Raw genomic sequence first — 12,800 nt, forward strand, 5'->3', positions numbered from 1 at the left:
CTTTGTTTTTTCAATAAATACTTCTTTTCATACCAGTGTTTAAAGAGTGATCTACTCTTCTTTTCCAAACATCGCACTCTAAATCACTGAACAGGCGCTAAAAGCGCTAGAGTCTGGCGTTTTTTTTAGCTATGATCTAGCTTCAATTAAATGATTCAATGATGATATGGAGTGTGACGTGAAACCAGTTCGCCTGGCAATACTCGGTCTAGGTACCGTAGGTGGAGGAGCCCTTAAACTACTACAAGAAAATGCCGCTGAAATTAAACGTCGCACCGGTCGAGAAATTCAAATTACCCACGTTGGAACACGTCGTCCTCGTCCAGATCTCGAATTGGAAGGGATTAAACAAAGCGCAGACTTACTTGATATCGTTCGTCAACCCGATGTGGATGTGGTTGTAGAAGTTATGGGTGGTATTCATCCTGCTTACGAAATCATTATGGAAGCGATCAAACACGGCAAGCAAGTCGTGACTGCAAACAAAGCATTACTCGCTGAACATGGTAATGAACTATTTAAAGCAGCAGAAGATAATGCTGTACAAATTGCTTATGAAGCAGCTGTTGCGGGTGGCATCCCAATTATTAAAGTAATCCGTGAAGGCCTTGCGGCAAACCATATCGAATGGCTTGCAGGCATTATTAATGGCACAGGTAACTTTATTTTGACTGAAATGCGAGAAAAAGGCCGCGCATTTGATGATGTATTAAAAGAAGCTCAAGAACTCGGTTATGCAGAAGCGGACCCAACTTTTGACGTTGAAGGTATTGACGCTGCACACAAGCTTACAATTTTAGCGTCTTGTGCGTTTGGTATTCCTTTGCAATTCGATAAAGTCTATACCGAAGGTATCAGCAAAATTACTGCACAAGATGTGAAGTATGCTGAGGAGCTTGGTTTCCGTATTAAACATCTAGGCATTGCCCGCCGTGCTGAAAAGGGTATTGAACTACGTGTTCACCCAACACTTATTCCAGATGAGCAGCTTATTGCGAATGTAAACGGCGTTAAAAATGCTGTTTTAGTTCAAGCCAACGCAGTAGGTCCAACGCTTTATTACGGTGCTGGTGCTGGTGCAGGCCCAACAGCTTCTGCGGTTGTTGCCGATGTAATTGATATCGTTCGTGATATTTCTTATACAGAAGATGGCGCAGGCACAATTCCTCAACTGGCTTTTGAAGCATTAACAAATATGCCAATTTTAAGCCGTGAAGAAATGACCACAGGTTATTACATCCGCTTAAATGCTGAAGATCAGACTGGTGTACTTGCAGATGTGACGACCATCTTAAGCCGTGCCGGAATCAGTATTGATGCCATCATGCAACAATCTCGCTTAAAAGACCTCATTCCAATTGTGATTTTGACCGATCCAATCGTTGAATCCAAAATGGATGACGCTCTTGCGCAAATTCAAGCATTACCTGCAATTCGTGGCGAAATCGTAAGAATTCGTTTAGAATCGCTCGATAGTTAATCAGGTTGAGGGAAAAATTCCCTCTCCCGCTTCACCTCATAATTGGAACACCATCATGTCTAATGCCAATCGTTATACTGGTCTTGTAGATCGTTATCGTGACCGTTTGCCAGTTTCGGCAACTACTCGTGCTATCTCTTTGGGTGAAGGCAACACCCCTCTCATTAAACTTGAGAATATTCCACGTATTATTGGCAAAGACGTTGAAATTTATGTGAAATACGAGGGCTTAAACCCGACTGGTTCATTTAAAGACCGTGGTATGACCATGGCTGTAACCAAAGCAGTTGAAGAAGGCTCTAAAGCAATTATCTGTGCATCTACAGGTAACACTTCTGCTGCTGCTGCTGCCTATGCTGCACGCGCAGGTATCAAAGCGTTTGTTTTGATTCCGGAAGGCAAAATTGCGATGGGTAAAATGGCGCAAGCCATGATGTATGGTGCGATCACTATGCAAATTCGTGGTAACTTCGATGATGGTATGCGTCTTGTAAAAGAAGTGGCTGATCAAGCACCTGTAACGATTGTAAACTCAATCAACCCTTACCGTTTGCAAGGTCAAAAAACTATTGCTTATGAAATCGTTGAAGCTTTAGGCCGTGCACCTGATTACCACTGCTTACCAGTTGGTAACGCAGGTAACATTACAGCTCACTGGATGGGTTATACCGAAGCAGTAGCTAACCAGCCTGCTGACCAATTTGAACAAGTTGTTTATGACGCTACGACTGATCAATTCACTGGTCCAAAACCAGAAGGCTTACCAACAATGGTAGGTTATCAAGCTTCTGGCGCAGCTCCTTTCTTACGTGGTGCTCCAGTAGAAAAACCGGAAACAGTTGCAACTGCGATTCGTATTGGTAACCCACAAAGCTGGAACCATGCAAAAGCTGTAGTACGTGACTCTAAAGGTTGGTTCGATGAACTTCAAGACAGCGAAATTTTAGAAGCTCAACGCTTACTTTCTATGTATGAAGGTGTATTTGTTGAGCCAGCATCTGCTGCTTCTATTGGCGGTGCAATCCGTGATATTAAAGCGGGTAAAATTGCTGAAGGTTCTGTCATTGTATGTACTGTAACGGGTAATGGCTTGAAAGACCCTGATACAGCAATCAAACAATGTGCTGATGCAGTGATGTTGTCAATTGATGCAACAATGGACCAAGTAAAAGATTCGATTTTATCTAATATGTAAAATCTGAGTTTTTATAAAAAGCGGCTGTTTAATACAGCCGTTTTTTTATGCTTTTTAAATGGCATAAAAAAACGCTTCTAAAGAAGCGTTTTTAAAAATAATTAAATTAAATACGTTTTGGCAAATTACTTAACCAACCGAGCAAGTTAGTTGCATCGTTATTACGTGCCTGAGTACTTGGCTCACCCAATAATACAATCACTGCTGGACGTGAGTTCACAGTAGTATGCATAACTACACAACGGCCTGCTTCATTAATATAACCAGTCTTAGATAAGTTGATATTCCAACCACCATTACGGACTAAAGCATTTGTATTATTTGATTTAAGAACACGATAACCTAAATTAAAGTCATAGGTCGGTGTGGTTGAGAACTGACGAATTAAACCATATTGAGATGCTGTACTCGCCAAAATTCCCAAGTCACGTGCAGAAGATACATTACGCGGATCTAAACCAGTTGACTCATAATAATGAGTTGCATTCATACCTAAAGCACGCGCTTTAGCATTCATTGCCGCCACGAATGCAGCACGGCCACCCGGATAAGTACGCGCTAGAGCTGCTGCTGCCGGATTTTCTGACTTCATCAGAGCAAACAGAAGAACTTCTGCGCGGTTCATTTTATCGCCAACACGAAGTGTTGAGCTTGAGTTTTTCCCGCCAGCCCCAGCAAAATCAATTTGCTCAAGTGTAATTTCTTCAGACATGTTTAAACGGGCATCTGCCGTTACAACTGCTGTCATCAATTTGGTAATAGAAGCGATCGGCACTGATGCGTTGGTATTTTTACTATAAAGTACCTCACCTGTTTGTGCATCCATTACAAGTGCAGCACGTGCACTGACACTTGGCTGGGCGTTATAACCCACAGTATCACGGATTGGAGCAACTTTAGGGGCAGAAGTAATAACTCTTGGCGCATTACTGCCACGCAATGTTGTGGTTACAGAAGTTGAACCTTGCGGAGTCGGTTCATCATCTTCATCATTTAAAAGTTGACTAGCATCCGCTGCAGACCAATTTAAACTTGCAGTACCAGTACTCCCTGAAGACGGGTTATTGACGAGTTCTGCAAAGCTTGTTGAACTCAAACTAAGCAAAATAGACATGCTTAGCACATGCATTAAAGACTTTTTAGAATTTTTCACGGCACAATACTCGACTCAGGGTGACACACATTTGCGCTTACTATCATTATGCCTTACATTTGAGATATAAGGTATAAAGCTTTTACCGACACAATTGTGCACAACTATTCGCTCACTATAGAAGAATAGGATTGCTAATTTTGTCATTCCATTGCAAGCTTATTTTGCTTTATGTAACAAAAAACTTGTTTTTTGAAAGAAAGGAGGTCTTCTTGATTACAGTTTTAGTTGTCGATGACCATGAACTGGTACGTACGGGTATTTGCCGTATGTTAGAAGATCATGCCGATGTTGAGGTAATTGGACAAGCCGAATCGGGCGAAGAAGCAATTGCTATCGTTCGCCAACAACATCCGCAAGTCGTACTGCTGGATGTCAACATGCCGGGCATCGGTGGTGTAGAAACAACCCGTCGTTTATTACAGACGGCTCCAGAGACGAAAGTCATTGCTGTAAGCGGCCTCGCCGAAGAGCCTTACCCATCTTTATTATTAAAAGCCGGTGCAAAAGGCTATATCACTAAAGGCGCGCCAATTGCCGAAATGGTTCGTGCAATTAATAAGGTCATGCAAGGCGGTAAATATTTTAGTGCAGATATTGCCGAACAACTCGCGAGCTCATATTTATCCGACACTCAACAATCCCCTTTTGATTCATTATCGGAACGGGAAATGCAAGTTGCAATGATGGTCGTCAACTGTATTAGTGCCCAAGAAATTGCCGATAAACTTTTTGTAAGTGTGAAAACTGTAAATACTTACCGTTATCGTATTTTTGAAAAGTTAGGAATTGATAGCGATGTAAAACTAACACATCTTGCGATTCGTTACGGTTTGATCAAGCCATAACCAAACTTACATGCAATTTCCCTTAAATTCATCCTTGTCCCATACGATTTTTCGTTTGGGCACTTGGTATGGCTTATACCGTCTTATTATTGCGGTTAGCCTGAATATTATTTTAGTTTTAACCGATGCGCAAACTGATAACAGTTTGCAGCAACCTGCCTTATATTCCTACACACTACTCGGGTATTCCCTCTTAAGTCTTGTTCAGCTGTTATGCTTTAAATTTATTGCCACTCAAGCCACACGACAGCTTATTTTATTTTTTATTGTTGATATTATTTGTTTGAGTTTACTGACTTTTTCTGTGGGTGAACCAAATTTACAACTCAGCTTACTCTATGTAATTGCCATCTTTACCTCGGCGATTTTACTCAGCGCAAGAATGTCTTTGCTGATTACATTGCTTGCGGTTATCGCTGTTATTTATCAAAGATTTGTAGGTAGTCTATTTGACTATAACAATCTAAATACTATTGGTAATAGCGCTCTCTTAGCTTTTTTATTTTTTGTGGTTCACGGTATTGGCCAAATTGCTGTGCAGCGCTTTAAATTACTTGAAGCACTCACCTTTCACCAGTCAATTGAACTTTATCAACTCCAAAATATTAACCGTTATATCTTAGAACAAATTGAAGAAGGCTATTTAGTTCTAGATGAGAATTACGACATCGTTGTCAGTAATCCTGCGGCCTGTTCACTCTTGGGTATTCCCCCTCAATTTGCCAATGAAAAATATCCTTTAGCGAAGTGGCATACCGATTTATTTGAAATTTTAAAGTTTGGCGACTTAAAAGAAGGTGACCGATTCATTTTTGAGTCTCGGCTATCGGCGTACTCCATCAACATTAAAGTGCAACACCTTTTGGTCCCACAACAAACGCTAACCCTGCTCATTTTACAAGATGCCCAACAAATTAATCAGCAAGCACAACAGCTTAAGCTTGCTGCGCTAGGGCAACTCTCAGCAAGTATTGCACATGAGATCCGCAATCCTCTCGCTGCAATCGTACAAGCAAATGAGTTACTGAAAGATAGCGATCCAGAACAACAAAATACTTTGCGTCATATGATTGGCAAACAAACCAAACGTATTGATAGTATTGTTCAAGATACCTTAGGGCTTGCTCGTAGCGAAAGAACACATCCTATCCAGATCGATGTAAAACACTTCATAGTTACATTGCTCGAAGAAGATTTATTTGACGTTAAACATTCAATTCAACTTAAAATTTCGGATAGTTCTTTAAAATTTTTATTTGATGAAAAACAATTAAGACAAGTCATGATTAATCTGGTGAGAAATGCTTTACGGCATAATGCCCCCGACTCACCCTACATTACGATCAACATCCATTCACAGACAAATAAAATTTATATTGATGTGATCGATTACGGTGAAGGTGTTTCAAAACGTGATATATCTCAATTATTTAAACCATTTTTTAGTACCGAAATTAATGGAACTGGTTTAGGATTATATTTGTCTCATAGTTTTTGTGAGGCGAACCATGCAAAGCTCACCTATGTAGAGCAAAAACAAGGGGCATGCTTCAGAATAGAATGCCCAATAATATATTGATTTTTTTATTAGGTTTTTGGGGAAATGGCAGAACAGCAACCACTGGTTTTGCTTGTAGACGATGAAGAAGATTTGTGCCTTTTAATGCAAATGACACTTGCACGAATGGGGATTAAAACACATCTTGCTTATCGGGTTGAACAGGCCAAACAACTCTTCACTCAGTTTCATTACGATGCGTGTTTAACCGACTTAAACCTACCCGATGGGAGCGGGATAGATTTAGTTAAACATGTCTCTCAAAATTATACTAATACTCCCATTGCCGTTTTAACCGCCTACGGCAATATGGATATTGCAATTGCAGCATTAAAAGCAGGCGCTTTTGATTTTGTAAGCAAACCGGTCAACCAAGTACATCTAGATCAGTTATTACAAAAAGCCTTGAATCGGCAAAAAGTAGAGCATGATGCTGCCGAGAATGCGTTAGAAAATAAATTATTAATCGGCCGTTCTCTACCCATCCAGCAGCTACGTATTGCAATTAAAAAAATTGCGCGCTCACAAGCACCTGTATTTGTTACCGGTGAGTCTGGAACAGGTAAAGAAGTAGTTGCCAATCTGGTTCATCGGCTGAGTAACCGTAGTGAAGGCCCTTTTATTGCGATTAATTGCGGTGCTATTCCAACCGAACTGATGGAAAGTGAGTTGTTTGGGCATAAAAAAGGGAGCTTTACCGGAGCAACTCAAGATAAGCAAGGTCTCATTTTATCGGCACACGGTGGCAGTTTATTTTTAGATGAAATTGCCGAATTACCTTTAAGTATGCAGGTCAAACTGCTCCGTGCAGTACAGGAAAAAAAGATCCGACCCGTCGGTTCAGATCAGGAAATCGATGTTGATTTCCGTGTGATTAGTGCAAGTCATCAAGACTTAGATTTATTGGTTAGACAAGGTAAATTCCGTCAAGATTTATTCTTCCGTATTCACGTTATGGACCTCATATTGCCACCTCTACGTGAACGTGGCGAAGATGTCCTTTTACTGGCCAATCACTTTATTCAGAAAATTTGTATGGAGTGGGAAACGCCACCTAAACAATTAACAGAAGCGGCCAAAACTTATCTGCTACAGCAACACTTTCCGGGTAATGTTCGCGAATTAAGAAATATGATTGAGCGCGCAATTACCTTAAGTGAAGACGCCACCATAGATATATCTCATTTACATCCTGCTCCTCTAAGAGCGAATATTTCTAATCCTTTTACTTCGGCTACTCAAAGCATACAAACCACTGTGGCGGCTCCTCAAGTCGTAAAAAAATTACCAAGTGAAGGCCTAGAACGTTATTTAGAAAATATTGAAAAAGATATTTTACTCAATGCACTCAATATGACTCATTGGAATCGTACCTTAGCAGCTAAAAAATTAGGAATGACTTTCCGCTCTTTACGCTATCGTCTGAAAAAATTTGGCTTAGATACGGAGACAGAACAGGAAGTATAAAATTTACTTTCTTTTTAGAAGGAGATCGGCAACACGATCTAGATAAACTTCTTCTTTCATTTCTGGGGGTAAGGGATAAGTCTGGTTAGGCTGAATACCTTGCCCCTCAATCATATTACCATTTGGTGTGTAGTAATGTGAGACTGTCATTTGTAGCGCTGCCCCACTTGGTAGAGGGAAAAGCTTTTGCACAACACCCTTTCCATAACTTTTTTCACCCATGACCCAAGCACGTTGATGCTCTTTCATTGCAGCAGTAAAAACTTCTGCTGCCGAGGCAGATCGGTGATTAATTAAAATACCAACTTTTATATTTTGAAAATCGTTACCTGGCAAAGCCTGAAATTGCTGATTGCCTTCTGAACGACTTTTTGTAGAGACAATAATGCCATGATTTAAAAATAAATCGGCTGACTCAACAGCAGCAGATAACAAGCCGCCTGGGTTATTTCTTAAATCAATTAACACCGCTTTTAAACGCGAAGAACTATTTTCTTCAATTAAACGCTTAATCTCATTGGCGGTATCTTGTTGAAATACTCTAATTTTTAATACCAACACCTGATTGTGCAACATCACAGGCTCAATATCGGTTTCAATCTTTTTATTACGGACTAAACTAATTGGACTATTTGACTCTTCTGTTTGTACTTGAAGCGTCGAGCCTATCGATCCATAAAGCAAACCTAGCACCTGATCATGTGTCAGATTTTTAAGTTCCTGATTATCAATCTTTAAAATAGTTTGGCCATTTCTTAAGCCTAGTTTATATGAGTCAGAACCCGTCTTAAGGTCACGAATCATCCATTTATGAACATGTGATTCGGGGCTTAGTACAAAATCAACTGAAGCAAGATCCCCTTCAGTATATTGAATGAGTTGACGGTATTCTTCAGCTGACAAATAGCGGGAGTAACGGTCTAGACCACTGACTAAACCTTTAATTGCCTGTAAAAATAAAGCATCGTCCGATTTTTCATCGACATAGTTATCACGGACGATCCCATATATTTGTACAAACTGTTGAATAGACTCAATAGGCACTTCTGCATAACTTTCTTCTGATTCCGGGGAATCAGGATGCAGAGACGATAATTTTTCTTTTACAACAGGAGCTGCAAAAGCGAGCTGGCTGCAACACATCAATACGCTAACAAAAAAAGCTTTATATATATTGTATTGCAGCATTTAGTCACCTATTGCTTAAGCAGACAATGTAATGAGATTACGACCTTGCATTTCAGCAGGCACAGGAATCTGCATTAAGTTCAGAATAGTCGGTGCAACATCAGCAAGCACGCCACCTTCTGCAATCGTTGCTTGGGTTGGACCCACATAAATAAAAGGCACAAGCTCTGTTGTATGCTGAGTATGAACCTGACCACTTTCATAATCTTGCATTTGTTCAACATTACCGTGGTCAGCCGTAATAAGCATATGGCCTTTTTTCGCCATTACAGCTTCGTATACACGACCTAAACATGTATCAACTGCTTCAACAGCCTTAACTGCAGCATCAAATACGCCTGTATGACCGACCATGTCACCATTGGCATAGTTCACAACAAGTAAGTCGTACTCACCCGAGTTAATTGCTTTGACTAGCTCATCAGTTACTTCATACGCACTCATTTCAGGCTTTAAGTCATATGTCGCAACGTTTGGTGATGGAATTAAAATACGCTTTTCACCTGGATATTCGTCTTCACGACCACCACTAAAGAAGAAAGTCACATGGGCATATTTCTCAGTTTCAGCAATACGTAATTGCGTTTTACCTAAAGAAGATAAATATTCACCAAGCGAGTTCTTTAACTCTTCAGGCATATATGCCACAGGTGCATCAATGCTTGCCTGATAACGCGTCAACATGACAAATTTAGAAAGGTTCGGTACAACTTTACGCTCAAAACCTGCGAAATCTTTTTCAACAAACGCACGCGTAATTTCACGGGCACGGTCAGCACGGAAATTCATAAATACAACGCTATCGCCATCTTGAACTTTAGCGATCTCACCAATACGGGTTGCTTTTACAAACTCATCATTTTCATTTGCAGCATATGCAAGCTCTAAGCCTTCAACCGCAGTAGTTGCAGTACGAACAGCTTCACCTTCCGTTAATAAACGGTAAGCCTGCTCAACACGATCCCAACGGTTATCACGATCCATTGCAAAGTAGCGACCAATCATGGTTGCAATACGGCCCTTGCCTTCATATTGAGCGAATAAAGCATCTAATTTTTCTAATGAAGGTTGAGCACTGCGTGGAGGAGTATCACGACCATCAAGGAATGCATGTAAGTAAACTTTCGCACCGCGTTTTAAGGCAAGTTCACACATCGCCACAATATGATCTTCATGTGAGTGAACACCGCCTTCAGAAAGTAGGCCCATAATATGAACTGAGCCACCCGCTGCTTTTGCTTTTTCTACGGCATCAACCAATACTTCGTGCTCAAAAAAAGCACCAGTACGAATATCTTTAGTAATACGTGTGAAGTCTTGGTATAACACTCGGCCAGCGCCAAGGTTCATGTGACCAACTTCAGAGTTACCCATTTGTCCATCAGGTAAACCAACATCTTCACCAGAACCAGAAATGAGACTATTTGGATGCTTTGCTTTCATTGCAGTTAAATTCGGGGTTTTTGCTGCAAGAAAAGCATTATCTTCAATCGCTTCACGGTGTCCAACACCATCCATAATGACCAGAACGTGAGGGATCTTGCCAGCAGTTGCATCCGTCATAATCAATTTCTCTTTTGTCTACAATTTCATCGCAATATCTTACCGAATTTTCGGTGAAGACTCTATTTTTTCCTATGGCTTTCCCCAATGCTCCTCATTGAGAAAGCCATTCATATACTTTCAATTTAACGGGCCCGATAAAGCAAATAACTTCCGGCACCAAACATTAAAATAATAGGCATGAGTACAAACCAAGCTGGTGAAGGCGCGTATACCAAACTTGCGTAGCCCAAGAAGTCTTGTAAATAATAAAAGCCTAAACCAATGAAGAGTGCGATCACCAAACGGAAACCCATCGACTGTTGACGTAGTGGACCAAAAATAAAAGAACAAGCCACTAATACAAGAGTAATGAGTGAAAATGGAGAAGCGACTTTTTGCCAAAAAGCTAATTGGTAAGTTTTCGGCACTTGGCTATATTCGTCCATATAGCGCATAAAACTAATCAGCTGACTTGGAGACAAGTCCTCAGGGTCTAAAGTCACCATGTGTACATATTTAGGCTGTAGAGCCAAACCTAAAGACTGCTGATCATGATTATTTAGTATCGAATTACCATCTGTAAGAATGTCCATCTGGCTGGCTTTTTGTAAAGTCCATTGACCATCCTGGATAAACTTTCCTTGCTCTGCATTAATTAAAGACTGTAAATGGTAGTCTTTGTTAAAGTCTACGACCTGGATATCTCTTAAATTTCCTTGTGAGTTCGCATAATCAATATAAATAAAACGTTGCCCTTCTCGTGACCAATAGCCTTTCACTTCACCTAAAGCAGCAACTGATCGATGGCTTTTGACACTTTGTGCTTTCTCATTTGTATAGGGAACAACCCACTCACTTAGAGCAAAAGATAAAACAATAAGCAGCAAAGCTGAGCGCATAACCCAACCTACAATACGCCATAAGCTAATCCCGACCGAACGCATCACGATCAGCTCACTATTGGATGCTAAAGCGCCTAACCCAATCACAGCGCCAATTAAGGCCGAGATAGGTAAAATTTCATATAGATAGCGAGGGGCACCCCATAACACATAGATAAAAGCTTGCCATGCATTATAGTCAGGTTTTAACTCACCTAATTCACCCAGATAAGTAAACAGGATTTGCAAAACAGACAAAACAATGGTGGTACCAAACATTGCGAGCGCAGTGGTTTTCGTCACATATTTGGCGACTATTCGACGTGCTAACATTATAATTTCACTCGCTTAATCTGTTTCTTGATTTTCGGCCCTAATTTCTGCTTACGTGAAAATAAGGCAGCTGCGATTGCATAAACCAATAAAGCCACTGGATAAGCCCAAATATCCAGTTCTCCTTTACTTATACGAGTTTTAATTGCAATCATGAGTACGATCAAACTCGCGAAAATAAAGATAGATGGAATAAGACGATAATAACGACCTTGTCGCGGGCTTACTTCCGACAATGCCACAGATAGCATCAAGGCAATAATAATGGTAAACGGACCAAATAAGCGCCAGCCCAACTCACTTCTTACGACCGGATCATTTGCTTTAGAAAATAGTTTTGATGTGGAAAGTGCTTCTACATCGCCACTCTCAAACTTAACATCTTTGTCATTTTCTAAACGTAGACGATAAGACTGGAACTCTGCTTGTGTATATTTTGGTTGTCCCGGGAATATTTCATAGCGACGACCTTGAACGAGATCAACGACATTGGCGGTGTCATTTGCAACTTCTACACGAGTCGCCTCTTTTGCCAAAATCATGACATCTGGCTTGCCTTCTTTGGCTGCACGCTGATAAAAGAAAATATCTTTAAGGTTTTTTCGATCTTCCGACAATGAACCTGCATAAATCGTATAAGGTCCAGAAGAAATAAACTCTCTTGGTCGCACCAAGTCAAACCCTGTACGCACTGCTTGGGTTGTAGTTAATTTTTCGAATTCACGAAGTCCCCACGGCGTCATCCAAAGCATAAGTACGGACTGACACACCATATAAACCAGTGTCATTGGAATAAGTAAGCGCGCTAACTGATGACGACTTACCCCACTACCATTCAATACGGCCATTTCATGGTCAACATATAAACGACCAAACACCAACATTAAACCAATAAAAAACCCAAGTGGTAAAATGAGGGTTAGAAATTCAGGTAAACGATATCCAATGATGCTAAACAAGATACTGGCATCTAGTCGCCCCTGTGCCGCCACACCAAAGTATTTGATCAGACGACCACCCATCATGATTAAGGTCAATAATGCAATGACCACCAATGAGGTAGAGACAACTTGCTTGACGAGATAACGCCGAATAATCAAATTAATACTTCCAAAAGGCTAATCGGGACGAACGCTAGTTTACCCGAATGTT

Annotated in this window: 10 protein-coding genes; 5 read left to right on the forward strand and 5 right to left on the reverse strand. The window is 40.7% G+C overall.

Annotation, left to right across the window (positions count from 1 at the left end):
• Positions 1–178: 178 nt before the first annotated feature.
• Together MKL36_RS00815 and thrC are read left to right on the forward strand one after the other, a co-directional pair.
• Entirely contained in the window at positions 179–1,480 is a 1,302-nt protein-coding gene (locus MKL36_RS00815; protein WP_000805827.1) for a homoserine dehydrogenase, read from the forward strand.
• Between the two features lie 55 nt (positions 1,481–1,535).
• Positions 1,536–2,675 carry a threonine synthase gene (thrC, locus tag MKL36_RS00820; protein ID WP_021510861.1) on the forward strand — a complete coding sequence of 380 codons (1,140 nt, stop codon included), beginning with the start codon at positions 1,536–1,538 and terminating at the stop codon, positions 2,673–2,675.
• A 106-nt stretch (positions 2,676–2,781) separates the two neighbouring features.
• On the opposite strand, the gene pbpG is transcribed toward thrC, so the two are convergent.
• Positions 2,782–3,828 (reverse strand): D-alanyl-D-alanine endopeptidase PBP7/8, encoded by a 1,047-nt coding sequence (pbpG, locus tag MKL36_RS00825; RefSeq protein ID WP_001984577.1) that lies wholly within the window; start codon positions 3,826–3,828, stop codon positions 2,782–2,784.
• Between the two features lie 212 nt (positions 3,829–4,040).
• Between pbpG and gacA the strand changes: the two genes are divergently transcribed.
• Genes gacA through MKL36_RS00840 form a run of 3 tightly spaced genes read left to right on the forward strand, consistent with a single transcriptional unit; the run spans position 4,041 to position 7,701 of the window.
• Positions 4,041–4,676, forward strand: a complete 636-nt coding sequence (gacA, locus tag MKL36_RS00830) for a response regulator transcription factor GacA (RefSeq protein WP_000633799.1) — start codon at positions 4,041–4,043, stop codon at positions 4,674–4,676.
• Between the two features lie 10 nt (positions 4,677–4,686).
• A complete protein-coding gene (locus MKL36_RS00835) occupies positions 4,687–6,255 on the forward strand; it encodes a sensor histidine kinase (RefSeq protein ID WP_001160340.1) in 1,569 nt (522 codons plus the stop codon).
• A gap of 24 nt (positions 6,256–6,279) precedes the next feature.
• The gene (locus MKL36_RS00840) at positions 6,280–7,701 is read left to right on the forward strand and encodes a sigma-54-dependent transcriptional regulator (protein WP_031963979.1); all 1,422 of its coding nucleotides are present in this window, start codon (positions 6,280–6,282) and stop codon (positions 7,699–7,701) included.
• Between the two features lie 3 nt (positions 7,702–7,704).
• Here the strand turns inward: MKL36_RS00840 and MKL36_RS00845 are convergent, their stop codons facing one another.
• The 4 genes from MKL36_RS00845 to lptF all read right to left on the reverse strand — a co-directional run bounded on the left by MKL36_RS00845 (position 7,705) and on the right by lptF (position 12,748).
• Positions 7,705–8,889, reverse strand: a complete 1,185-nt coding sequence (locus MKL36_RS00845) for a S41 family peptidase (protein WP_000942504.1) — start codon at positions 8,887–8,889, stop codon at positions 7,705–7,707.
• Positions 8,890–8,904: 15 nt separating this feature from the next.
• Positions 8,905–10,452 (reverse strand): 2,3-bisphosphoglycerate-independent phosphoglycerate mutase, encoded by a 1,548-nt coding sequence (gene gpmI, locus MKL36_RS00850; protein ID WP_031963978.1) that lies wholly within the window; start codon positions 10,450–10,452, stop codon positions 8,905–8,907.
• 125 nt (positions 10,453–10,577) lie between these two features.
• Positions 10,578–11,648: an LPS export ABC transporter permease LptG gene (gene lptG, locus MKL36_RS00855; protein WP_000881094.1), complete on the reverse strand. Its 1,071-nt coding sequence runs from the start codon at positions 11,646–11,648 to the stop codon at positions 10,578–10,580.
• Positions 11,648–12,748, reverse strand: a complete 1,101-nt coding sequence (gene lptF / locus MKL36_RS00860) for an LPS export ABC transporter permease LptF (RefSeq protein ID WP_000586912.1) — start codon at positions 12,746–12,748, stop codon at positions 11,648–11,650. The genes lptG and lptF overlap by 1 nt, the downstream gene beginning before the upstream one ends.
• Between the last annotated feature and the right edge of the window lie 52 nt (positions 12,749–12,800).

This window comes from Acinetobacter sp. AOR12_HL, assembly GCF_027855275.1.
GTDB lineage: Bacteria > Pseudomonadota > Gammaproteobacteria > Pseudomonadales > Moraxellaceae > Acinetobacter > Acinetobacter baumannii.